Source organism: Rhodococcus sp. Q (assembly GCF_005503035.1).
Taxonomy (GTDB): Bacteria; Actinomycetota; Actinomycetes; order Mycobacteriales; family Mycobacteriaceae; genus Rhodococcus_G.
Genome location: NZ_SCOY01000001.1, coordinates 207,189 through 230,595 on the forward strand (window position 1 = coordinate 207,189; position 23,407 = coordinate 230,595).

Annotated in this window: 23 protein-coding genes; 9 read left to right on the top strand and 14 right to left on the bottom strand. The window is 67.8% G+C overall.

Annotation, left to right across the window (positions count from 1 at the left end; translation table 11 throughout):
• Positions 1 to 13: 13 nt before the first annotated feature.
• The 4 genes from FFS72_RS01060 to FFS72_RS01075 form a co-directional block, all read right to left on the bottom strand.
• The gene (locus FFS72_RS01060) at positions 14 to 1,474 is read right to left on the bottom strand and encodes an FAD-dependent oxidoreductase (RefSeq protein ID WP_137872197.1); all 1,461 of its coding nucleotides are present in this window, start codon (positions 1,472 to 1,474) and stop codon (positions 14 to 16) included.
• Complete coding sequence (locus FFS72_RS01065; RefSeq protein ID WP_137872198.1) at positions 1,471 to 2,268, bottom strand: SDR family NAD(P)-dependent oxidoreductase; 798 nt, start codon at positions 2,266 to 2,268, stop codon at positions 1,471 to 1,473. Before FFS72_RS01065 ends, FFS72_RS01060 begins: the two co-directional genes overlap by 4 nt.
• Positions 2,261 to 3,097 carry an SDR family NAD(P)-dependent oxidoreductase gene (locus tag FFS72_RS01070; RefSeq protein WP_137872199.1) on the bottom strand — a complete coding sequence of 279 codons (837 nt, stop codon included), beginning with the start codon at positions 3,095 to 3,097 and terminating at the stop codon, positions 2,261 to 2,263. Before FFS72_RS01070 ends, FFS72_RS01065 begins: the two co-directional genes overlap by 8 nt.
• A 71-nt stretch (positions 3,098 to 3,168) precedes the next feature.
• Complete coding sequence (locus FFS72_RS01075) at positions 3,169 to 3,618, bottom strand: nuclear transport factor 2 family protein (RefSeq protein WP_137872200.1); 450 nt, start codon at positions 3,616 to 3,618, stop codon at positions 3,169 to 3,171.
• Positions 3,619 to 3,829: 211 nt separating this feature from the next.
• Between FFS72_RS01075 and FFS72_RS01080 the strand changes: the two genes are divergently transcribed.
• Positions 3,830 to 4,495 (top strand): IclR family transcriptional regulator, encoded by a 666-nt coding sequence (locus FFS72_RS01080; protein ID WP_249353066.1) that lies wholly within the window; start codon positions 3,830 to 3,832, stop codon positions 4,493 to 4,495.
• Positions 4,496 to 4,549: 54 nt separating this feature from the next.
• On the opposite strand, the gene FFS72_RS01085 is transcribed toward FFS72_RS01080, so the two are convergent.
• The gene (locus tag FFS72_RS01085) at positions 4,550 to 5,011 is read right to left on the bottom strand and encodes a hypothetical protein (protein ID WP_137872202.1); all 462 of its coding nucleotides are present in this window, start codon (positions 5,009 to 5,011) and stop codon (positions 4,550 to 4,552) included.
• A 193-nt stretch (positions 5,012 to 5,204) separates the two neighbouring features.
• On the opposite strand from FFS72_RS01085, the gene FFS72_RS01090 reads away from it, so the two are divergent.
• Genes FFS72_RS01090 through FFS72_RS01100 form a run of 3 tightly spaced genes read left to right on the top strand, consistent with a single transcriptional unit; the run spans position 5,205 to position 7,531 of the window.
• Positions 5,205 to 5,852 carry a DUF998 domain-containing protein gene (locus FFS72_RS01090; RefSeq protein WP_137872203.1) on the top strand — a complete coding sequence of 216 codons (648 nt, stop codon included), beginning with the start codon at positions 5,205 to 5,207 and terminating at the stop codon, positions 5,850 to 5,852.
• Positions 5,853 to 5,894: 42 nt separating this feature from the next.
• On the top strand, positions 5,895 to 6,263 hold the full coding sequence (locus FFS72_RS01095) for a YciI family protein (RefSeq protein WP_137872204.1): 369 nt from the start codon (positions 5,895 to 5,897) through the stop codon (positions 6,261 to 6,263).
• Positions 6,263 to 7,531 (top strand): RNA polymerase sigma factor, encoded by a 1,269-nt coding sequence (locus tag FFS72_RS01100; RefSeq protein ID WP_137872205.1) that lies wholly within the window; start codon positions 6,263 to 6,265, stop codon positions 7,529 to 7,531. The genes FFS72_RS01095 and FFS72_RS01100 overlap by 1 nt, the downstream gene beginning before the upstream one ends.
• 63 nt (positions 7,532 to 7,594) lie before the next feature.
• On the opposite strand, the gene FFS72_RS01105 is transcribed toward FFS72_RS01100, so the two are convergent.
• From FFS72_RS01105 to FFS72_RS01115, 3 genes are all read right to left on the bottom strand, one after another.
• Positions 7,595 to 9,511 (bottom strand): FAD-dependent monooxygenase, encoded by a 1,917-nt coding sequence (locus FFS72_RS01105; protein WP_137872206.1) that lies wholly within the window; start codon positions 9,509 to 9,511, stop codon positions 7,595 to 7,597.
• 4 nt (positions 9,512 to 9,515) lie between these two features.
• Positions 9,516 to 10,850 (bottom strand): MFS transporter, encoded by a 1,335-nt coding sequence (locus FFS72_RS01110; protein ID WP_137872207.1) that lies wholly within the window; start codon positions 10,848 to 10,850, stop codon positions 9,516 to 9,518.
• 155 nt (positions 10,851 to 11,005) lie between these two features.
• On the bottom strand, positions 11,006 to 11,941 hold the full coding sequence (locus tag FFS72_RS01115; RefSeq protein ID WP_137872208.1) for a LysR family transcriptional regulator: 936 nt from the start codon (positions 11,939 to 11,941) through the stop codon (positions 11,006 to 11,008).
• Positions 11,942 to 12,095: 154 nt separating this feature from the next.
• On the opposite strand from FFS72_RS01115, the gene FFS72_RS01120 reads away from it, so the two are divergent.
• Positions 12,096 to 14,030 carry an acyl-CoA dehydrogenase family protein gene (locus FFS72_RS01120; RefSeq protein ID WP_137872209.1) on the top strand — a complete coding sequence of 645 codons (1,935 nt, stop codon included), beginning with the start codon at positions 12,096 to 12,098 and terminating at the stop codon, positions 14,028 to 14,030.
• Between the two features lie 5 nt (positions 14,031 to 14,035).
• On the opposite strand, the gene hsaA is transcribed toward FFS72_RS01120, so the two are convergent.
• A complete protein-coding gene (gene hsaA / locus FFS72_RS01125) occupies positions 14,036 to 15,202 on the bottom strand; it encodes a 3-hydroxy-9,10-secoandrosta-1,3,5(10)-triene-9,17-dione monooxygenase oxygenase subunit (protein WP_137872210.1) in 1,167 nt (388 codons plus the stop codon).
• 150 nt (positions 15,203 to 15,352) lie between these two features.
• Between hsaA and FFS72_RS01130 the strand changes: the two genes are divergently transcribed.
• The 4 genes from FFS72_RS01130 to FFS72_RS01145 all read left to right on the top strand — a co-directional run bounded on the left by FFS72_RS01130 (position 15,353) and on the right by FFS72_RS01145 (position 18,884).
• Complete coding sequence (locus tag FFS72_RS01130) at positions 15,353 to 16,510, top strand: 3-ketosteroid-9-alpha-monooxygenase, oxygenase component (RefSeq protein ID WP_137872211.1); 1,158 nt, start codon at positions 15,353 to 15,355, stop codon at positions 16,508 to 16,510.
• Between the two features lie 22 nt (positions 16,511 to 16,532).
• Positions 16,533 to 16,751: a hypothetical protein gene (locus FFS72_RS01135; protein WP_502704059.1), complete on the top strand. Its 219-nt coding sequence runs from the start codon at positions 16,533 to 16,535 to the stop codon at positions 16,749 to 16,751.
• A gap of 25 nt (positions 16,752 to 16,776) precedes the next feature.
• Complete coding sequence (locus tag FFS72_RS01140; protein WP_050064118.1) at positions 16,777 to 17,565, top strand: SDR family NAD(P)-dependent oxidoreductase; 789 nt, start codon at positions 16,777 to 16,779, stop codon at positions 17,563 to 17,565.
• Positions 17,566 to 17,762: 197 nt separating this feature from the next.
• On the top strand, positions 17,763 to 18,884 hold the full coding sequence (locus FFS72_RS01145) for an alpha/beta hydrolase (protein ID WP_137872213.1): 1,122 nt from the start codon (positions 17,763 to 17,765) through the stop codon (positions 18,882 to 18,884).
• A gap of 167 nt (positions 18,885 to 19,051) precedes the next feature.
• Here the strand turns inward: FFS72_RS01145 and FFS72_RS01150 are convergent, their stop codons facing one another.
• The 5 genes from FFS72_RS01150 to FFS72_RS01170 form a co-directional block, all read right to left on the bottom strand.
• Complete coding sequence (locus tag FFS72_RS01150) at positions 19,052 to 19,468, bottom strand: VOC family protein (RefSeq protein ID WP_137872214.1); 417 nt, start codon at positions 19,466 to 19,468, stop codon at positions 19,052 to 19,054.
• A 74-nt stretch (positions 19,469 to 19,542) separates the two neighbouring features.
• Positions 19,543 to 20,274: a flavodoxin family protein gene (locus tag FFS72_RS01155; protein WP_050064120.1), complete on the bottom strand. Its 732-nt coding sequence runs from the start codon at positions 20,272 to 20,274 to the stop codon at positions 19,543 to 19,545.
• An 87-nt stretch (positions 20,275 to 20,361) separates the two neighbouring features.
• A complete protein-coding gene (locus FFS72_RS01160) occupies positions 20,362 to 21,087 on the bottom strand; it encodes a polysaccharide deacetylase family protein (protein ID WP_249353067.1) in 726 nt (241 codons plus the stop codon).
• 123 nt (positions 21,088 to 21,210) lie between these two features.
• A complete protein-coding gene (locus FFS72_RS01165) occupies positions 21,211 to 22,131 on the bottom strand; it encodes a VOC family protein (RefSeq protein ID WP_137872216.1) in 921 nt (306 codons plus the stop codon).
• Between the two features lie 35 nt (positions 22,132 to 22,166).
• Positions 22,167 to 23,345 (bottom strand): acyl-CoA dehydrogenase family protein, encoded by a 1,179-nt coding sequence (locus FFS72_RS01170; RefSeq protein WP_137872217.1) that lies wholly within the window; start codon positions 23,343 to 23,345, stop codon positions 22,167 to 22,169.
• Positions 23,346 to 23,407 lie beyond the last annotated feature (62 nt).

Here is a 23,407-nt window from a genome sequence, read left to right on the forward strand (position 1 = left end):
AACACGCTCGGTGTCAGATTCCTGCTGTTGTCAGTGCCGTCGATGTCGTCGACTCGCCGCGTGCGGTGCGCGCAGCGTTGATTCCGGCGAGCCGGCCCATCGTGAGGGCGTTCGCCACGGCGTTGCCGCCACCCACGTACCGGAGGCCGAGGATGCCGGCTCCGGCCTCGCCGGCCGCGAAGAGTCCGTCGACCGGACGTCCGGTCCGATCCAATACCGATGCATTGCCGTCGATCTCGACGCCCGCATGCGTGCACACGAGTTCGGCGGGCAGCAACCGGGCCGCGTAGAACGGGCCCTGGTCGATCGGATCCGGATTGGCGGTCGATCCCTTGTTCGAGAGGGTCCGATGACGCAGGAAGTCGTCGTCGACACCGTTCGGGAGTTGATCGTTCCACCGCGCGACGGCCGACTCGAGTGCATCGGCCGGAACATCCATCGCGGCGGCGAGGCCCACGAGCGTGTCCGCTCGGAGAGTGCGTCCTGCGTCGACCTCGCCCTGAACCCGCTCGGGAACCCAATCAGTATATCCCGCAGGAAGATTCAGTCTAGCCCTTTCGTCGAACACGACCCAGGCGCCACCTTCCTGCGCATCGATGATGCCGGTCGACACCGCATACGACGCGTCCTCGTCCATGAATCGACGTCCAGCGCCGTTGACGTAGATCCGCGACTTGGGCGGGAAGCCCGACTGCCAGTGGTGGTGGCGCTGGAAGTAGACCGTCGGGAGCATCAGTCCCCAGCCCTCGCCTGCGACGGCCGCGCCGACCTGCTCGCCGAAGGCCAGGTGGTCGCCCTGACTGCCCGGCGCGGCCACGACGAAGAGGGAGTCGCCGCCCTTGTTCGCATCCGGGTACAGGCGGTCGACCAGATCCTTGTTCTGCGCGAACCCGCCGGTGGCGATCACCACCGACGACGCACGGACCTCGATGTCGTCGGCGACGACACCGGCGACGCGGCCGTCCTCGACGATCAGCGACTGCACCCGGGTGTTCACGACCACCTCGACGCCCCGCTCACGGCGGGCCTTGTCGAGCACCTGCACCAGGCCGTAGCCCTGGTCCTTGGGCACGTGACCCCGCCAGACGTCCTCGACGCCTGCCTGGGCCAGCCCCGGCATGTGCGCGTTGGCCGACTCCCGGGCCGGGATCTCGACACCCAGGTCGAGAAGCCATTCGAGGGTGGGACCGGCGTTCTCGCAGAACGCCCGGACCAGGCCCGGCTTGAGCATCCAGTGGTTGAGGTCCATGTAGTGCTGGAAGAACTTCTCCGCGGAGTCCTCGATACCGAGGCCACGCTGGACGCTCGTTCCTGCGGCGGTGAACAGTCCCGCCGACAGCTGCGTCGAGCCGCCCAGTTCGGTCTGTGACTCGAACAGCAGCACCGATGCGCCTTGCTCGGCCGCGGACACCGCGGCCGCGAGCCCCGCTCCGCCACCGCCGATGACGACGACGTCCCAGTTGTCTTCGCTCATGAGAGGACTCCTCCCGTTCCGGCGAGGATGCGGTGGTACAGCCCGTTGGACACCAGGCCGCCGTCGACCGTCACCTCGCTGCCGTTCATGTACGTGGACCGGTCGGACAGCAGGAACAGCACCGCGTCCGTGATCTCGTCGACCGTGCCCATGCGTCCCGCCGGAATGCTCTCCAGCGAGGCCTTGACGAAGGCGTCCGCCCCTCCGACGAGTGCCGTGCCCACCAGTCCGGGGTGGACGGAGTTCACCCGGATGCCCCACTGCGCGAACTGTCCGGCAGCCGACTTCGACAACCCGGTCAGGCCCCACTTGCTCGACGCGTACGCCGGTGAGAAGTATCCGACCTGACCGGATATCGACGAGATGTTCACGATCGACCCGCCGCCGCTCTCCCGCATCAGCGGCGCGACGGCCTTCATCCCGTAGAACGGCCCGAACAGGTTGATCCGCATGGTCAGTTCCCAGACGTCGTCCGGGGTGTCCATGAACTCGCGCCGACGACTGATACCGGCGTTGTTGACCAGACCACCGAGTTCACCTTTGGTGGAACGGATCTCGTCGACCACTGCCGTCCACGCGGCCGAGTCGGCGACGTCGAGCAGGTGCGCCGACGCACTGCCGCCCGCGGCCTCGATCTCCGACATCACCGCGGACGTGTCCGCGACGTCGGCGACGCACACGTGCACACCCTGCGCGGCGAGCGCTTTCGCATGATTGGCGCCCATGCCGCCGGCGGCGCCGGTGACCAGGACGACGTTCGGGTAGCCGCACCCTTCGGACGTGGACTCAGACATGGCGCGAACCGCCGTCGACGGCGATGGAGTGGCCGGTGACGTAGCGGGCGCTGTCCGACAGCAGGAACAGCATCGGACCGAAGACCTCCTCGGGCGAACCCAGCCGGTGCAGCGGCACGGAGTCCAGGGCGTTCGCCAGGGCGACGGGATCTTCCTGGACCCAGCGGGTCATCTCGGTGTCGATGTAGCCGGGGGCGATCGCGTTGACGCGGATTCCCTTGTCTCCCAGCTCGACCGCAAGCGACTGAGTCAGGTGAGCGACAGCCGCCTTGGACGTGCAGTAGGCGGCGCGGCCACGGCGGTTGCGCACCGCGGAGACCGACGACATGTTGACGATCGCGCCGCCGGGCACCATGTGCCGGGCCGCGGCCTGAGAGCCGAACAGCACGCCCTCGACGTTGACGTCGAGCACGGCGGAGATCTGTTCGGGCGAGATGTCCTCCACGAGCCCGAACGGGAAGATGCCGGCGTTGTTGATCCAGAAGTCGATTCGGCCGAACTCATTCAACGCGATCTGCGCGAGAGCCTCGTGGTCGTCTGCCTTGGTGACGTCGACGCGCGCGCCGACGACGCGTCCGGGAGTTGCGGCGAGCGAGTTCGCGGCGAGCGTGGTGGTGATCTCGTCCGCGGTGGCCACCATCTGGTCTTCGTTGATGTCGGCGCCGAGGACGTTGACACCGCGGGTGGCGAGACCGGCCGCGAAGGCCGCGCCCATGCCCCGAGCGGCGCCGGTGACGATGGCAACCTTGCCGGCCATCTCCGGGTAGAGGGCGCTCATCTGCGAGGTGTCGGTGCGGCCGGGATTCTGGGCGTCAGCGGTTTCGGTCATGATCGGGCGTTCCTCCAAAAACGATGTTCTGCAATAAAATTCGAGATACTCGTCGACCGAGCCTCGAGGAATCAGGCCGGTCGGGCCTGATCGTCGCGGCGGACGACGCGGCGCGCGATGAGCCACTGTCCGCCTACTCGCACCACACGGTCGGTGACGGTGGTGAACCGCACGAGACGGGAATCGCCACCGGACGGGGTTGCAATGATCTGCAGGTAGGCGTTGACCTCGAGTTCGTCGTCGCCGACATGGTCGACGGCGATGTTGGTGAGCACGTGGCGGTGCGTCTCACCCGCCGCGGAGGCGTTCGTGAAGAACGCGTCGGCGAACGCGGTGAGCGCGTCCGCCCCCACGACCGGGGCCGGGTAGCTGGGCGAGTGGAACTCGCCGTCGGCGGTGAAGGTGGCCGACCACTCGGCCGCGTGCCCCTCGTCGATGAGGTGGCTCTGTCGGCCGTACAGCTGATGGATCTCCACGAACACCGCCACGCCGACGTCGGCGCGGGCCTCGATCCCTGTCATGACGGACTCCTCGATCACTCTCCGACACATCCCGATCGGGATTGCACCGCCTCGCCATGTGTGCGATAATCGAACGCATAGTGCGATTAAGGTGAACTGTAGGTGGCTCGCCTCACACACGTCAAGGGAGGGATTCATGCCATCGGCCCGATCCGATGAGAAAGAGCACGAGAACCCGGGGAGTTCTAGCGGCGTTCAACTCGATTCGCGGATGTCGAAAACCCTGCACAACGGGCTGGAGATCCTCGAACTGCTCACCCAGCACAAGTACGGACTGACCATCACCGAGATCGCAGACGGAATCGGTGTCCACCGGACGGTCGCGGACCGTCTCGTGCGCACGCTCGACGCGCACCGCCTGTGCCGGCGCACCGAGAACAAGCGCATCCTGCTCGGCTCGGGACTCGTCTCGCTCGCGAGTGCGGTGGAACAGGACCTGAGGGAACTCGCACGGCCCGTGCTCGAAGAGCTCGCCGAGACGGTCGAGGCCACCGCCCACCTCGCGGTTCGCGAAGGCGAGGACGCGGTGCGCGCGCTGATGGTCATCGAGCCACGCAACTCGCGCGCCCACGTCGGCTTCGATGCCGGCCAGGTCGACCCGATCAACCGCGGGTCGGCGGGGCTGGCGATGCTCGCAGCGCTACCGCCGCGTGAGGGAGAGCGCCCGGAGGTCACCCGCGCACGCGAGCGCGGATTCGCGGTGACGTCGGGGGAGGTCACTCATTCGGTCACCGGAATCTCGGCGGCAGTGCCCAATCGCCGCCCGTCCGACCTCGTCAGCATCGGTCTCTCGGTGTTCGACTCCTCGGACGAGCAGAAGCTGGGCGAGGCGGTCATGGCCGCGGCCCGGAGGCTGGGTGCGCTCCTGCTGCGTTGACGGACGCGGCGGGGCGGGGGGTCAGCCGTAGCCGGCCTCCTCGCCCCGACGCTCCTACACCTGCCGGCGCGTCATCGTGGACGCGTATCCGCCCCCACCCGGGTAGACCCAGTCGCCCGTCATCGTTCGATCACTGTCCGCGAAGCTGCCGCGGAAATACGCCGGGCTCCCCTGCGCGCCGGCCCAGATGGTGAGGACGTCGCCCTCCAGTTCGTAGACGTAGTCGAAGGTGTTGCCTTCCGAGTCGTAGAACCTGGAGACGATCTCGTCACCGACCGGCTCCCCGAACGGGTGCAGGTGTCCGATCACCTCGAACCCTCTCACCCGCTCGCCGTACTGTTCGAGCTCGACGTGCTGAACCAGGAAGTACCCGCCCGGCATCCACTCGTATCGCACCGTGCCCTCGGCGCCGCCGGTCACGGTCCAGGTTCCGACCAGTCTGTCGAGCTCGCGGATTCGGGCGCTGGGCGGCGCCTGCTCGTTCCCGTCGACGACGTCGCTGGTGGTCTCGTTCATGATGTGCTCCCTTGTCCGGTTCGGAGCAGCGTCCTTGCGGCTGCTCTCGTGGAAACCTCGGAGCCCTGCTCGGGTTCTCGACATCAGGTGCGGAAGAATTTCGTCTGGTGATGTCGAAGGAACGACACCCGCTCCGTGGTGTCCGTGAACGCCGTCCCGATTGGGACGGTGGCACCGACCCCCGGAGGCCATCATGGACACGACAAAGCTCCGCGAGCACACGGCTCCTCGATCAGCCGAGGAAACCCGGCTCCTGCTCACCGCCGCGGCGATCGCGGGACCACTCTTCTACCTGTCGTCTGCCGTCCAGGCGCTGGTCCGGCCCGGTTTCGATCTGCGTGTCCATCCCCTGAGCCAGCTCGCGACAGGTGACCTCGGGTGGATTCAGGTGCTCACCTTCGTGCTCGCCGGACTGGGCGTCCTCGGCCTCGCGGTCGCGCACCTCCGCGTCGTCACGGACGGTGTCGGCTCACGCGTCGTGCCGGTGTTCCTCGGCATTTTCGGAGCGGCTTTCGCTGTCGCCGGGGGCTTCCCGATGGATCCGCAGAACGGGTTTCCGATCGGGGCACCCGAAGGCTCGGTGGACATGTCGTGGCACGCTGTCGCCCACTCCGCCGCAGCGGTCCTGTCGTTCGTCGCACTCGCCGCTGCGTGCATCACGCTGCTGATCCGTGCGCTCCGCGCCAGGCACATGCGGGCTGCGGTCGGCCACGGGATCACGGCGCTCGTGCTACTGCTGCCGGTGTCTCCGTCGAAGGCGAGTCTCCAGATCGCGGTGACCGGTCTGATCGCGTTCACGTGGGTCACGGCGTACTCGCTCATCCTGCGCCGCGGTCGGTGAAACCCGTAGGCTGACAAAGCAAACGAGCCACGGAGGAATGCGATGAAGTTTCTGCTGCTGAGCTACACCCCCGCAGATTCCTGGGACGCCGAGACCGCTGATACCCCCGGCGACGACGCGTTGGCCGCGTTCGCCGCCTACCAGAAGTTCGAGGCAGAGCTCCGAGAGACCGGCGAGTTCGTACTGAGCGAGGGTCTGGGCCACCCGGCCGTGTCGACCACCGTCCGGAAGACGGACGGCGGCGTCGTCGCCACGGACGGCCCCTATGCCGAGTTGAAGGAGGTCCTCGCCAGCTTCGCGATCATCGAGTGCTCGAGCCTCGAGCGCGCCCGCGACATCGTCGCGCGGATGGTCGATGTCCTCGGTGAGCCGATGGAGATCCGACCGATAATGGGCGACGACTTCGCCTGATGGACCATCCGGCCACTGACGCGCGAACCGTCGATCGGCGTATCGAGGACGTGCTGCGCGCCGAGACGCCACACGTACTCGGTGCGCTGGTGCGCCGCTTCGGCCGATTCGCTCTGGCAGAGGAGGCAACGCAGGAAGCCCTCCTCGCGGCAGGTCGCGCCTGGACGGCGGGCACCGTCCCCGATGAGCCGCGCAGTTGGCTGATCCGCGTCGGCTACCGCAAGATGGTCGATCTCATTCGCTCCGAGCAGGCGTCCCGGCGCCGCGAGGAGGAGTTCGCGTACAGCGCCGCCGTACTCGTCGACTCCGATCGACCCGGGCCCGTCCTCGGTGATCGCGACGACAGCCTGCTTCTTCTGTTGTTGTGCTGTCACCCGACACTCAGCGAGACCTCCCAGGTCGCACTGACACTTCGGGCAGTCGGCGGTTTGACCACGGCCGAGATCGCGCACGCCTACGGCACAACCGAAGCCACGTTGGGGACTCGGATCAGCCGGGCCAAACAGACCCTGAAGAGGTCCGGAGCCCGATTCGAGATTCGTGCCGACGAGGATCTCGCAGCGCGGACGACAACGGTGATGCGCGTGCTCTACCTCGTCTTCAACGAGGGGTACACCGCCAGCGCCGGTGACGAACTGTCGCGTGCCGATCTCACGGCGGAGGCGATCCGGCTGACGCGGATGCTGTGCTCGCACGTGCCCGATGATCCCGAGGCGACCGGCCTGCTCTCCCTGATGCTGTTGACCGAGGCGCGACGATCGGCCCGCACCGACACCGACGACGAACTCGTCCCGCTCGCGGAGCAGGATCGTTCCCGTTGGGACTCGCGACTGACCGCCGAGGGCACCCGACTGATCGAGCAGGCCTGGGCTCGTAATCATGTTGGGCCATATCAACTTCAAGCCGCGATTGCCGCGACTCACACACAGGCGGGGACTTCCGACGAGACGGATTGGCCCCAGATTGCCGCACTGTACCTGTGGCTCGAACAGTTACAGCCCACCGCACCGGTCCGACTCAGTCGCGTCGTCGCCGTCGCACACGCCTTCGGTCCACGCAGGGGCGTCGCACTTCTCGACGAATTCGATCGAACCCACGGCATCACGGACGATCCCCTCGTCGCACAGCGAGCGCGAACCGTCCGGGCACACCTGCTCGATCAGCTCGGTGACGGCACGCGAGCACGCGAGCAGTTCCGTGCGGCGGCGGAACTCACCGCCAACGACAGCGAGCGGCGCTACCTACTGCGTCGCGCCGGCGACCGGTAGCAACGAGAGTCAAATCCAGCGCCGCCGACCACTGCCGGGCGGCGCCGGATTCGCGAGACCCGCTCAGGCGCCGACGGCGGCACCCGCGTCCGCGTCGGCCGGAACGGTGAGCGCCAGGTCGGTGGCGGCCGCGACGGCCTCCTCGAATTCGCGCTGCCCGACCTGCGATCCGAGCACGAGCGCCAGCCGGGTCAGGAAGCCCTCGCGATCGCTACCGGCCACCTGATCGAGGGCGTCGGACAGACCCATCCAGACGTTCTCGCGACGCAGTTCGGCCGGATCGATCGTTGGTCCGCCGGCGACGGCGGTGGTCGCGCCCACCGGTGCGTCACCCTGGCCGAGATGACGGACGACGTCGTCGATTCGGGCGATGCCGTCGATGCGGCACAGCAGCAGGCCGTCGGGACGGATCACGAACACCTCACCGTCGCGTGCACCGAGTGTCGCGACGACACCACCGTCGGCGTCGGGTACGACAGCGACCGACGCGGCCGCGACATCCGACCCGATCAGGATCGCCCGCACCGACTCCGGCGCGAGCGCACCGGCCAGAGTGGCGGCGGCGGTGGCCAGCGCGGCGGCATCGACGTTCATCCCGAGCACCGCGAAACCGCTGCCGCGCAGCATGTTGAGTGTGGTCTCGGTGCCGTCGCGGGTAACCACGCGACGGTCCTCGACCGGGTCTCCCGGGGCGACACCGGAGGAGTCGGCGGGAGTCGGCCACGTGAGCGGCGAGAGCCGGGCGTTCGTGGCACTGGACTGGCGCGGGTTGATGAGATGGCTGAACTCGGGACGGGTCACCGACAGCGCGAGAATGGCGTCGCGCGTCGTCCGGTAGCCGTGGCTGCCGGGCGACATGATGAGCGTGCTCTTTCCCGCGTTCGCGATGTTCTGCCGCCACGCGTCGTGCCGCTCCACCGAATACGACTGCAGCAGATCCGGATTCGCGCTTCCGTTGACGACGGCTGCGAGCTGCCAGGCGAGGGTCTCGGCGTCCTCCATGCCCGAGTTCAGTCCGCGGACACCGAAGATCGGAACCAGATGCGCGGCGTCCCCGGCGAACAGGATGCGGCCGTGGGTGAAATCCTCGAGCGCGAGTGCGCGGGCACTGTAGAAGCCGTGCCACTCGAGCGTCCACGGCAAGTCGTTCCGGAGCCACTCCAGGTGCCGGGTGATGCGATCGCGGATGCGATCTTCCCGGGTCTCGAGCTCGGCGTCCTCGGACGGATCGAGCTGGTAGTCGATGCGCCAGATGTCGCGAGGCTGCTTGTGCATGATGATCGTCGAACCCGGATTGGAGGGCGGATCGAACCACACCGTCCGTTCGGCGGGCAGTTCCGATTCCCAGTGGATGTCGGCGATGACGTAACGACCGTCGTAGTTGTTGCCCTGCATGCGAATTCCGGCGAGTTCCCGCATCCGGCTGCGGCCGCCGTCGGCGGCGACCACCCAGCGGGCCCGCAGGTGACGCGTCCCGTCGGCGGTGTCCACCTCGAGGGTGACCTCGTCGTCGGACCGCAGCACCCCCGCGATGCTCGCCGCCCAGTGCAGGGTGATCAGCGGGTTAGCCTCGATGGTGTCGACCATGATCTGCTCGAACTCGGACTGCGAGACGTTGACCATCGGCGGCCGGACGTCGTGGTCGGCGTTGCGCATCTGGAAGTGCAGCACCTGCTGGTCGCGGTACAAGCTGCGTCCGCCGACCCATGGCAGCACGATCTTCTCCAACTCGGCGCCGAAGCCGAGGCGCGCGGCGACCTCGAGGCTGTGGCGGGAGATGCAGATGGCGCGGGAGCCGAACGACACCTGGTCGGCCGCTTCGAGAACGGTGACGGGGATGCCGCGCTGCGCGAGTCCGAGCGCGACCCCCATGCCGACGGGGCCCGCACCGACAACGACGACGGGCAGGGCGTCGTCGGTGGCGGCCATCGACTCGAACGTCGAGGCCGGGTACTTCATGGGCTGGTAGTAGGTCGACATCGGTCTAGGCTGCTTCCTGCTCGATCGGACGGGAGGACGTGGTGTCGGGCACCTTCAGCACGAGGATGCTGGCGAGGCTGATCAGGGCGATCAGCACGAAGTAGCCGGTGATCGCGAGCGACGTGTCGAAGCTCGCGTACAGGGCCGTGGCGACGATCGGGGCGAGGCCGCCGCCGAGGATGGCGCCGACCTGGTAGCCGAGGGAGGCGCCCGAGTAGCGGATGGCCGGGGGGAAGAGTTCGGCGAAGAGCGCGGACTGTGGTCCGGCGCAGCAGCCGAGGACGAAACCGAGCGCGATCATCGCGGTGGCCATGATCGGCAGCGCGGCGGTGTCCATCAGTGGGAAGAACGCGGCGGCGATGATCACGAGGGCGATCGAACTGCGCACGTAGACGGTGCGGCGTCCGAGGGTGTCGGACTTCCACGCGCTGAACGCCATGCCCGCCATCCAGAAGGGGCACGAACCGATCAGCAGGAACAGCATGGTGGTCTTGCTGAAGCCGAGTTCGGTCTCGCCGTACTTGAGTACGTAGACCATGTACGCGTAGGCGATGCCGTTGGTGGCGATGAAGGTTCCGCCTGCGAGCAGGACGGTCTTCCAGTGCTTGGTCAGGACCTCGAGAATCGGCAGCGTGCCCGGCTGTTCCGACTCCTTGGCGGCCTCGAACTCGTCGCTCTCCTCGAGGCCGAGGCGGATCCACATCGCGACGAGTACCAGGACCGCGCTGAGCAGGAACGGGATGCGCCAGCCCCACGAGTTGAACGCGTCCTCGCTCAGGAAGGCGGTCAGGGGCAGGTACACGAGGTTCGCCACGAGAACACCGGCGGGAACCCCTATCTGGGGCGCGGCTCCGTAGAGCCCCTTGCGGCCCTCCGGTGCGTTCTCGGTGGCGACGAGCACCGCGCCACCCCACTCGCCGCCGACGCCGAGGCCCTGGACGAAGCGCAGCGTCACCAGCAGGATCGGGGCGAGAGCACCGATCGCGTCGTAGTTCGGCAGCAGACCGATGCCGACGGTCGCACAGCCCATCAGCAGCAGGGAGACGACGAGCATCGACTTGCGGCCGACACGGTCACCGAAGTGGCCCATCACGATGCCACCGATGGGGCGTGCGACGAATCCGACCGCGAGCGTCGCGAAGGCGGCGAGGGTGCCGGCGAGATCGGAGGAGCCGGGGAAGAACTGGTGGCCGAGCACCAGGGCGGCGGCGGTGCCGTAGATGAAGAAGTCGTACCACTCGATCGCCGTACCGACGAAGCTGCCGAGCGCCGCTCTCCGGGCGCGCCGGTGTCGCTGCGACCCGAGGGCGGCAGGGGGTGTCGACACGGTTGAGGTCATGGTCGGGACCTTTCATTACTCGAAAGCACGCGATGAGTTCGGTCGCCGGTGACTGCACAGGCCGACTCGTCCGGCGTATGACCGTCGTCGCGGTCTCTCAAGCATCTTGACGCCGATCACAACCTGTGAAAAGCGCAAGATCCGAGGGTGATTGCTCACAAATCCTGAGGATGGGTGTCCGACTCCGCGGTCGCGAAGTCGACGAACGCACGCGCGGCCTTGCTGAGCATCACCGTCGGCGACCACACGAGAATGATGTCGACGGGCGGAATCGGCGGGTTCACCTCGTGACGCACGACGAGACCGAGACCCTCGTAGGTGACGTCGTGGTGCGGGCGCTGAACCAGCAGCGTCCACCCGAGACCCCGACCCACCAGCGCCCGGGCTGTCTCGAAATTCTTGGGCCGGTATCGAATTCGGGGCGAGAACCCCGCTCGGTCACACACCTGCAGTGCATGGAACGAACTCGGTGGCACGTCGAGGAGGACCATCGGTTCCTCGGCGAGTTCGGTCAGATCGAGCGTCGGTTCGTCGGCCAGCCTGTGCCCCGCGGGCAGCAGCACGGCGGGCTGGCGGGTGTCCATCCGTGTCCGTCGCAGTTCCGGCGACAGGTCGAGGTCGTACACGATGGCGAGGTCGAGTTCACCTGACGTCAGTCGCGCGGTGAGGCGGTCCTGGTTGTCCTCGACGAAGTCGACGGTGACCCGCGGGTGCTGTTGAGCGAACTCGTACAGCAGCCGGGGCAGCAGCGTCGGCCCCAGCGAGGAGTAGCAGCCGATCGCCAACGGCCCGGTCAGCTCGCCTTCGGCGCCGCTCGCCGCGGCGGCGAGTTCGCCTGCCTGTTCCAGCAGGACACGGGCCCGGACCAGCACCCGCTCCCCTGTCGGAGTGAGCTGGACGCCGTGCGCACGGCGCCGTACACAGAGCTGGGTGCGCAGTCCCCGCTCCAGTTCGGTGAGCGAGAGGGAGACCGCGGATTGGGACACGTGCAGACGGTCGGCCGCCGCCCGGATGGTGCCGGTCTCCGCCACCGCCACGAACACGAACAGCTGCCGCATGGTGTACGCAGGCGGTCTCGCCGAGCTCGTCATCGCCACCTCCAGGTCACGATTCTCGCACCGCTCGTCGGCCGGTCGGCGCGCGAGGTGACGCGACCAGGGCGGGGCGTGCGGGGTTCCGCAAACCGGGCGCGAGGTGAATACTCACCAGTAGCTTCAGCGTCGAGGCACCGTCTGGAGGCGGATCATGGTTGCACCGGCCCATGTCACGGAGGAACAGGCGCGAGCGGTTGCCGAGGAGGCCCGCGAGGGTGGCTGGGAGAAACCCTCGTTCGCGAAGGAGCTCTTTCTCGGACGATTCCCCCTCGACCTCGTGCACCCGTTCCCGCGACCCACTGCGGACGACGCCGACCGATCCGCACGGTTTCTCGTGAAACTGCGCGACTACTGCGCCACCCTGGACGGCTCGGTTATCGAGCGCGACGCGAAGATCCCCGACGACTACGTCCGCGGCTTCGCCGACCTCGGCTGCTTCGGCCTGAAGATCCCGGAGGAGTACGGCGGGCTCGGCCTGTCCCAGGTCGCGTACAACCGAGTGCTGATGCTCGTCGCATCGGTACATCCGAGCCTCGGCGCGCTGCTGTCGGCGCACCAGTCGATCGGCGTCCCCGAACCCCTCAAGCTCGCGGGCACCGACGAGCAGAAGCGCGAGTTCCTGCCACGCTGCGCGGCCGGCGCGATCTCCGCGTTCCTGCTCACGGAGCCCGACGTCGGGTCCGACCCGGCCCGCCTCGCGTCGACTGCCGTCCCCACCGACAACGGCAGCGCCTACCTGCTGGACGGCGTGAAGCTGTGGACCACCAACGGGGTGGTCGCGGAGCTGCTCGTGGTGATGGCACGGGTGCCGAAAGGTGCGAACAACCGCGGTGGGATCAGTGCGTTCGTCGTCGAGGCGGACTCCCCCGGCATCACCGTCGAACGGCGCAACGCGTTCATGGGCCTGCGCGGCATCGAGAACGGTGTGACGCGGATGCACCAGGTGCGGGTGCCCGCGGAGAACCTGATCGGTCGCGAAGGCGACGGCCTCAAGATCGCCTTGACGACACTCAACGCCGGACGCCTCGCGCTACCCGCGATGTGCGGGGGCGCGGGCAAGTGGGCGCTCAAAATCGCCCGCGAGTGGTCCGCGGAACGGGTGCAGTGGGGGCGTCCGGTCGGCGAGCACGGGGCCGTCGCGTCGAAGCTCTCCTTCATCGCCGCCACCACCTACGCCCTCGAAGCGGTGCTGGAACTGTCCGGGCAGATGGCCGACGAGGGCCGCAACGACATCCGCATCGAGGCGGCACTGGCGAAGTTGTGGGCGAGCGAGATGGCCTGCCAGATCGCCGACGATCTCGTCCAGATTCGCGGTGGACGCGGCTACGAGACCGCCGAATCCCTCGCCGCCCGCGGAGAACGCGCGGTGCCCGTCGAACAACTGCTGCGGGACCTTCGCATCAACCGCATCTTCGAGGGGTCGAGCGAGATCATGCGACTGCTCATCGCGCGCGAAGCGGTCGACGCGCATCTGCGCGCCGCGGGCGACCTCGCCGATCCGAAGGCCGACATGCAGCACAAGGCGAAGGCGGCACTCGGCGCGAGCGGGTTCTACGCCAAGTGGTTGCCCCACCTGGTGTCCGGCAAGGGACAACTGCCCAATTCGTTCGGCGAGTTCGACTCCCTGGCAACGCATCTGCGGTTCGTGGAGCGCAACGCCCGCAAGCTCGCCCGGTCCACGTTCTACGGGATGGCCCGGTGGCAGGCGGGCATGGAGAAGCACCAGATGTTCCTCGGCCACGTCGTCGACATCGGTGCCGAACTGTTCGCGATGTCCGCGTCCGTGGTGCGCGCCCAGTCCGAACGCGACTCCGGCCACGGTGCGAGCGGCGTCGCGTTGGCGGATGCCTTCTGCAGGCAGGCGCGGCTGCGGATCGACCGCCACTTCGCCGCACTGTGGGAGAACACCGACGACGTCGACCACCGCGTCGCCGGCCAGGTTCTCGGGGGCGAGCACACGTGGCTCGAGGACGGCGTCCTCGACCAGAGCGAGGGCACGGGGCCGTGGATCGCGTCGTGGGAGCCCGGGCCGTCGACGGAGGAGAACCTGGCCCGCAGGTTCACCGCCGCGCCGAAGGAGCAGTGACCGCGTCAGATCATGTTGTCCTCGACGGGCAGCCCGAACGCCCCGCGCCCGTACAGCGCGAGGGCACGCTCGACGTCGTTCGCGACGTGCACGCCGCCTGCATGGGCGTCGCGCCAGCCGCGTTCGATGGGATTACCGGTGTCGAGCGAGTTTCCGCCGGACATGGTGAAGAGCCTGTCAATGGCGTTCAGTGCCCGTTCGGTCCCCAGGACCTGATCGCGGCGGGCCCGCAGACGCAGTTGCATCGGGATCTCGCCACCGGCGGATGCGACATCCATCAAGGCCCGCACGTTGCGGTCCATCTGCAGGATGGCCGCGTCGATCTCGGACGACGCCCGGCCGACCGCGACCTGCGCGAACGGGTCGTCGACGAACCGGCCGCCGCCGAGGCTGAGGCGAACCCTGTCCCGCATCCGGCCGAGGAAGTGCTCGTAGCAGCCCGCGACGACACCGACGACGGGGGCCGCGATGGCAGAGCTGAAGACGGTGGCGAACGGAATTCGGTACAGCGGACCGGGATTCACCTTCTGCCCCGGACCCCGCAACTGGGAGAACTCGTAGTTGCGCATCACCCGGTGGTCGGGGACGAACGCCCGTTCGACCACGATCTCGTTGCTGCCGGTGCCGCGCAGTCCGACGCTCTCCCACACGTCGCGGATCTGGTAATCGGAGCGGGGAACGAGAAGCGTCGCGTTGTCCACGATGTCGCCGCGGTCGTCGACGATCAGTCCGCCGAGCAGCGCCCAACCGCAGTGGTCGACGCCGGACGAGAACCGCCAGCTGCCCATCAGCTCGTAGCCGCCGTCGACACGCACCATCGTCCCGACCGGGGAGTACGACGACGCGACGAGGACGTCGGGGTCCTCACCCCACACCTCGGCCTGCGCGGCGTCGTCGAACAGCGCCAGATGCCACGGGTGGACGCCGAGCACCGCCGTCACCCACCCGGTGGAACCGCAGGCAGCGGCGATGGCGCGCACCGCCTCGTAGAAGTGCACGGGATCCGATTCGAGTCCGCCGTACCGCGCCGGCTGCAACATGCGGAACACCCCGGTGGCGACGAGCCCGGCGATCGTCTCGTCCGACACGCGGCGGGCGTCCTCGGTCGCCCGCGCACGCTCGGTGATCGTGGGCAGCAGGTCACGCACTCGTCCGAGAACCTCGTTGTCCATTTTCCCGATGCTAGCCGCGGAGGCGCCCGGCCCGGCGGCTCACGGTCCCGGCCAGTGAGATCGACGCCGATGCCTCGTCACCGGGCTCGTAGCGTCCGAAGCCACAGACCATGCCGCCCGTGTGGCACCGTTCGACGGGAAGGAACGACCGTGACCAGCACTGCGCCCCACCACGACGAGGTTCGCGTGATCGAGGCCGGCGCCGCGCCGACGAGGTTCGCGCGGGGCTGGCACTGCCTCGGACTCGCCGAGCCGTTCCGGGACGGGACACCGCACAGCGTCGAGGCGTTCGGCACCAAGCTCGTCGTGTTCGCCGACAGCGAGGGCAAGCTCAACATCCTCGACGCGTTCTGCAGGCACATGGGCGGCGACCTGAGTCAGGGCACCGTCAAGGGCGATTCGGTGGCCTGCCCGTTCCACGACTGGAGGTGGGGCGGCAAGGGCAAGTGCACGTCCATCCCCTACGCCCGCCGCGTCCCCCCGCTGGCCCGCACCCGCGCCTGGACCACTCTGGAGCAGGACGGCATGCTGTTCGTCTGGCACGACCCGGAAGGTCAGGCGCCCGGCGAGGACGACATGTACATCCCGCGGATCGAGGGCGCGCTGTCCGACGAGTGGTCCGACTGGGTCTGGTACACCACCGAGGTCGACACGAACTGCCGCGAGATCGTCGACAACATCGTGGACATGGCGCACTTCTTCTACGTGCACTACTCGTTCCCGACTTTCTTCAAGAACGTCTTCGAGGGCCAGGTGGCGAGCCAGTTCATGCGCGGCGTGGCGCGTGAGGACATGCGTCCGCACGCGTCGGGAACCCCGCGCATGCTCGGAAGCCGTTCCGACGCCTCGTACTTCGGTCCGTCGTTCATGATCGACGACCTCGTCTATCAGTACGAGGGCTACGACGTGGAGTCGGTGCTCATCAACTGCCACTACCCGGTCTCGCCGGACAAGTTCGTCCTGATGTACGGGATCATCGTCAAGAAGTCCGAGCAGTTCCAGGGTGACGCCGCCGAGAAGATGGCGAACGCGTTCGGCGGCTTCATCGCCAAGGGCTTCGAGCAGGACGTCGAGATCTGGAAGAACAAGACCCGCATCGAGAACCCGCTGCTGTGCGAGGAGGACGGGCCCGTCTACCAGCTGCGCCGCTGGTACGACCAGTTCTACGTGGACCGCGCCGCCGTCACCCCGGAGATGGTCGACCGTTTCGAGCACGAGATGGACACCACGAAGGCGGTCGCGTCCTGGCAGAAGGAGGTCGAGGCCAACCTCGAGAGGGCGCGTGAGAATGCAGCCGCTGGAGTGTGACGCCTGTGGAGCCTGTGTCCGGGTGCTCAAGTACAGCTGGGAACACACGGCCGTGCAATGGGACGAGGCGTCCCAGCGGACCTGCCGGGAGATCGACACGTGGACCGGCCGTGAAGGCCGGCCGGGTGCGCCCGTGATGCGCTGCGAGGCACTGGCCGCGACCATCGACCGCGCCGCACACGACGGCACGCTGCCGGTCGTCAACGAAGATCCCGTTCCGACACCCCAAGTCGCGCACTGAGACCGACCGAGGAGTACATCTCGCCATGATCGACACCACCCAGTACGGCCCGTGGGCCGTCATCGCAGGCGGCTCCGAAGGCGTCGGCTCGGCCTTCGCCGACGAACTGGCCGCCGCCGGAATCAATCTCGTCCTCATCGCCCGCAAGCCGGGACCGCTGGACGAGACGGCCGCGAAGGTCCGCTCGCACGGCGTCGAGGTTCGCACCCTGTCGCTGGACCTGCTCGCCGCCGACGCCGTCGACCAGATCCGCGCCGCCACCGACGACGTCGAGGTGGGGCTGCTGATCTTCAACGCGGGCGCCAACTCGTACGGCCACGAGTTCGTCACCGGCGACCTCGACGGCTTCCGCGGCGTGATCGACCTCAACATCACCCGGCAGCTGGAACTCTCGCATCACTTCGGTGCGCGGATGAAGGACCGCGGTCGCGGCGGCATCATCCTGCTCGGCTCCCTGGCCGGCTACATGGGCTCCGAGCACCAGAGCATCTACGCGGCGTCGAAGGCGTTCAGCCGGGTGTTCGCCGAGAGCCTGTGGCTGGAACTGGAACCGCACGGCGTGCACGTCGTCGAACTGGTCCTCGGCGTCACCCGTACGCCTGCGATGGTCCGCGCGGGACTGAACTTCGACGTACCCGGCATGATCGTCCAGGAACCCGAGGACGCCGCCCGCGAGGGCCTCGAGCACCTCACCGACGGCCCCGTGTGGGTGGCCGGCGGCAACTACGTCGCAGCGCAGAAGCGGGCCGGATTCCCCCGTGATCGCCTGGTCAAGGGTGCCGCGGAGATGATGCGCAAGCTTCTGAACCGCTGACGCGGCCAGACTGCTCGTGGGGCGTGACCGGTGTCGGTCACGCCCCACTGCCGTCCGACAGGACTGTCAGACGACCGCTGCGCTGGACGCACCCTTCCGAACCCAGGTCGTGAGGAATGCTTCCATTTCGCCGATCCGTCCGCACTACGTCCTGTAGGTTTCGGCGCACCCGAATCCGACATCCTGGAGTCAACGACATGACACGCACGACCGACCCGAATCGCCCCCGGCAGCGCCGAGCACTCCGCGCCGGTGTGATCGGGCTGTCGCTGCTGGTCACGGCGACCCTCGGCCCCACCGCCGGGGCCGGCAGCCTCGACGCGGCGAGCTCCGTGGGCAGCTCGGACGGCGGCAGCGTGAGCGCGGGATCGACGGTTCCCGAATCGTTGCAGGCCGAGGTCCCGCCACTGCCCGAGTTGCGTGACGACATCACCACCCCGGAAATCGTCGGGGAGAAGCAGAAGTCCCCGCAGTGGGTGCGGTTCACCGTCGCCTCCCCTGCGCTCCGCCGCACGGTCGGCGTCGATGTGCTCCTGCCGAAGGACAACTCGGAGCCGCGGCCCTCGATCTACGCCCTCGAGGGCGTCGACGCCCGGGAGACGTCGAGCGACTGGGCCCTGGGCGGCGGCGCGCGCGACTTCTTCGCGGACAAGAACGTCAACGTCGTCATGATCAACGGCGGTGTCGCCAGCGTGTACTCCGACTGGGAGAACATCGATCCCGGTGTCGGACTGCACAAGTGGGAGACGTTCATCGTCGACGAACTGCCGCCGCTGCTCGACGCCCGGTTGAAGACCAACGGCGCCAAGTCGCTGCTCGGCCTGTCGATGGGCGCGCAGGGCGCCATGATCCTGGCGCACCGACACCCCGGCATGTACAGGGGTATCGCCGCGATGAGCGGCTGCTACTCCACCACCGACGACGTGGGACGGATGTGCGTCCAGCAGACCATCTCGTCCCGCGGCGGCGACCCGGCGAACATCTGGGGAGAGATCGGCGGCCAGGGCTGGGCCGATCACGACACCGTCCGGCACGCGGAAGCTCTGCGCGGCATGGACATCTACGTGTCGTCCATGACCGGCATCCCCGGCCGCTACGAGACCCCCGAGTCGGATCTCTTCAACCGCGTGGTCATCGGCGGACCCATCGAGGCCGTCTCCCGGCTCTCCACCCTCCGCTTGCAGTCCACGCTGAAGGAGCTCGACATCCCGGCGACGTTCAAGTACCACGCCACCGGCGTGCACGCCTGGAACTACTGGAAGGACGAACTGCCGGACACCTGGCCTACGCTGGCCCGCTCCCTCGGACTTCCGGCCTGACGAGTAACGCCCACCTCACTCGTCACCGATCCAACAGGTGACGAGCAAGGAGCACGCTATGACCGGAAACCTTCCCGACATCGGGTTCACGTTCCTGACCGGCGACATGTGGCCCATCCTGCGCGAATGGAACCTGTTCGTGCGCTGGTTCAACCAGTTCTGACGGGCTACCTGCCGGATCCGTACGGCCGGGTGATGATCTCCAGGAAATGCCCGGACGGATCCAGGAAGTAGGTTCCGCGACCGCCGTCGTTGCGGTTGATACCCGTAGCGGACTGACGCGGATCGGCCCAGTGCTCGATACCGCGGTCGGTGATGCGCCCGTATATCGCGTCGAAGTCGTCCTCCGACACCAGGAAGGCGTAGTGCTGCGGCGCGATGTCGGCGCCGGGTGGCGGCTCCGCGAAGTCGAGGGTGACGCCGTGGTCGAGTTCGACGGCGAGGAAGTGCCCGGCGGGAACCGGGTCGGGCAGGCCGAAAAGCCAGGTGAGGAAGTACGCGGAATGCTGCTTGTCCTCGGCAGCGACGATGGTGTGATTGAACGAGATGGTCACGAAGGAATCCTTCGAGTTCGGCGCCTCCATGCCTGACGCGGTCCGCCACCGGCACGCGACGCTGCGCCCAGGATGCCCGAATCTGTGCGGCGACGCAAGCAGATTCAGCGGTAGTCGGGATTCGGGAAGTCAGGTTTGCAGCCCGCGTCCCACTGCGAGCGCTGGTTGCCGTAGGCGGGAATCCCGCCCGCGCCCTTGACCATCGCCGCGAGGTGCATGAGGTTGTAGGTCATGAAGGTGGTGTTGCGGTTCGTGAAGTCGTTCTCCGGGCCGCCCGACCCCTCGTCGAGGTAGGACGGCCCCGGACCCGCCTCCCCGATCCACCCGGCGTCGGCCTGCGGTGGGATCACGTATCCGAGGTGCTGAAGGCTGTAGAGGACGTTCATCGCACAGTGCTTGACGCCGTCCTCGTTGCCCGTGAAGAGCGCGCCCCCGACGCGGCCGTAATACGCGTACTGCCCCTTGTCGTTGAGGATCGCCGAGCAGCCGTACAGCCGCTCGATCACCTTCTTCATCACGGAACTGTTGTCGCCCAGCCAGATCGGGCCCGCGAGGACGAGGATGTCGGCTGCGAGGATCCTGTCGAACAGGTTCGGCCACTCGTCCGACTCCCAGCCGTGCTCCCGCATGTCGGGGTACACGCCGGTCGCGATGTCGTGGTCGGCGGCGCGGATCTGGTCGACGGCGACCCCGGCGTCCCGCATCAACTCGACACTGCGGTCGATCAGTCCCTGCGTGTTGCTCGGCTCGGGTGAGCGTTTGAGGGTGCAGTTGACGTACACCGCGAGCAGACCCGTGAAGTCGGGTCGCGGCTCCGTGAGCGAGAGACTGGACATCGGGCACCTCCGTGTGACGGCGGATCCGAGAGTCCACGATAGGCCGGTGACAGGCACGCGGCAGCGCGAGATCGTCGGACAGAAGCGTCAGCGTCGCATCGCGAGCAGTTCGCGGACGGTGACGAACCGGTAGCCGTCGGCGCGAAGTCGGTCGATGACCTGTGGCAGCGCTTCCCGATCCGCTTCGCATGCCACGTCACAGAACGGGTGCATCAGGATGATCGATCCGGGACGGGTGTTGTTCACGGTGTAATCGGCAAGCGCCTGCGCATCGCCCGCGTGGTAGGTGTCGGGCTCGACATCCCAGGTCACTGCGGTGGTGCCCCGCTGAGACAGCTGCCACGGCAGGACCAGGAACTTCTTCCCGTACGGCGGGCGGAAGGTGATCTCGCCGCGGTAGCCGGCGCTGCGGATGAGGTCGTCGGTCCGGTCGAGTTCGTCCCGGACGAATCCGGGAGTTTCGTTGGTTGCCACCATCCGGCGGTGCGAGTAACTGTGGTTCCCCAGCTCGTGACCCGCCTCGGCGATCTCCGCAGCGGCCGCCGGCTGCTGCCCGATGCTCTCGCCGATCATGTAGAAGGTGCCCGTGACGTCCTTCTCCCGCAGGATGTCGAGCACGGCCGACGTCTGGGTGAGGGGTGCGTCGTCGAAAGTCAGCGCCACAACACGTTGATCGGTGTCGACCCGATCCACCAGATCCCCGAACAGTTGGAACGAGCGGGACTTGCTCACCTGAAGCAGACCGTAGGCGGTGGCAGCGAGAAGGACGATCGTGGTGAACAGGGCGAGCGCGACGTTGCGGGTCCGAGACACGCCCGACACCCTATGTTGGCTGCCACCAGCACAATCCACGGACCCACCCCGTCCTGCCGGAGGACGCCGAATGCGGCGGCCATCCTCACGGGATGTCCACCGCATTCGGTGTGATCGGACTGCTCAGCCTGCTGGCGTGAACGCCGCGAGGGGCTCGGAGCCGGACCAGTCATGACCCCAGTAGCTGTCCGCGGTGATCTCCTCCGCGGTGAAGTGACTCTCGTCCACCAGCATGCCCTCGGTGCCGAACTCGATGTCCCACCCGCCGGGAGCCCGGACGTAGAAGGACACCATCTTGTCGTTGGTGTGCCTGCCAAGCGTCGAGGACAGCGAGAATCCGAGCTTGTTGATCCGGTCCAGGGCCTGGCCGACGGCGTCGAGGGTGTCGACCTCCATCATCAGGTGCACCATGCCGGGCGCGTCCGTCGGCGGCGCCGGGCAGATCGCGAGGCTGTGGTGCCGCTGGTTGATGCCGAGGAACCGCACCCGACGCGCCGGTCCGGGCGCACCCGGCCCGCCGAGCCGGATGGCGCCACGAGGCAGGAACCCGAGAACCTCGGTGTAGAAGTCGTACGTCTCCTGGTAGTGCGGCGTCGGCAGCACCACGTGCCCGAGCCCGGCAGCACCGGTGACGAACCGACCACCATGCGGGGTGACGATCGGGCTGTGGTCGAGGACCGGCCCGAAAAACACCTCGAGCGCGGTACCCGCCGGATCGGTGAAGGTGATGCCCTGCTCGAACCGCCGCAGATCGGCCTCGTCCTGGGTCAGGTCCCTGACCTCGACACCCGCCTTCTCGACCTGCTCGCGCACGGCCCGCAACGCGAACTGGTCACGCACCTCCCAGCCGACGGCGACGACCTTGTCGACGTCGCCGGGCAGCACCTGCAGACGCGAGGTGCGTTCGTCGATGCGCAGGTACAGCCCGTCCGGGTCGGGCCCCGTGCCGACGGCCATACCGAGGCCGTCGACCACCAGTTCGCGCCATCGCGGCACGTCCTGCGTCTGGACCCTCAGGTAGCCGAGGGATCGGATGTCGGTCATGTCCAGTCCTTTGCGAGTGTCGGATTGCCCGATGGTCAGATCATCGAGCGGTGGATGCCCTGAGGCTCGCCACCGAGCTGGGTCAGCGCGGAAGCGTGGAAGATCGAGCCGGGCACATGGATCGCGTGCGAGAGGCCGGCGTGCGCGTCACGCCAGAACCGCTGCAGCGGCGTCTTCATCTGCAGCGCACCACCGCCGGCGCGAGCGAAGATCTCGTCGACGGCCCGCACCGCCCGCCACGCCGCCGCGGTCTGCGTGCGACGACCGATGGCACGCTGCTCGAACGTGACCTCCTTGCCCTTCTCGGTCAGGTCCCAGAAGCGGTCGACGGTCTCGAGGATCGCCGCACGCGAAGCGGCGATCTCCGCAGCGGCGTCACCGATCGCGAACAGCACGTACGGGTCTTCCTTGATCGGCACACCGGTCACCGCGACGCGGTTCTTCTGCGCCGCGATGTGGCACGCGAGAGCGCCTTCGGCGATACCGATCAGCGACGAGGTGATGCCGAGCGGGAAGATGCACGAGAACGGGAAGTTGTAGAGCGTCTCGGAGCGGCCGGCGATCTTCGGGGCGGTCCCGTCGTACACGGTGGCCGAGTCGATCGTCCGGTGCTCCGGCAGGAACGCGTTCTTGACGATGAGGTCCTTGCTGCCGGTACCACGCAGGCCGACGACGTCCCAGCTGTCCTGGTCGATCTCGTAGTCGCTGCGCGGGAGCAGCACGTGCAGGATCTTCGGCGGCATCTGCGGCTTGCCGCTCTGATCGCCGACCAGCGCACCGATCATCACCCACTGGCAGTGGTCGGTACCGGAGGAGAACGACCAGCGGCCGTTGAGGATGTACCCGCCGTCGGTGGGGACCGCGACACCCATCGGTGCGTACGGCGACGCCATCCAGGTGTCCTGGTCCTGGCCCCACACCTCGTCCTGCGCCTTCGGATCGAAGAACGCCAGCTCCCACGGGTGCACACCGACGATGCCGGTCACCCAGCCGGTGGCGCCGTCCATCGCGCCGATCGCCATCGCCGTCTCCGCGAACTCACGCGGGTGGACCTCGAGTCCGCCGTGGTTCTTCGGCTGGAGCATCCGGATCGCGCCGGCCTCCTTGAGGCGCTTGGCATTGGCGTCGGTCAGGCGCATCAGCTTGTCGCCCTCGACGCCGTCGGCGCGGATCTCGTCCGCGTACTGCTCGATCCGATCCAGTACCTGGCCCATGACTTCCCTCGTCTTTCGCTGATGATCCGGCGGATGACCGCCTGGTGGTTGTGAACGTCCCA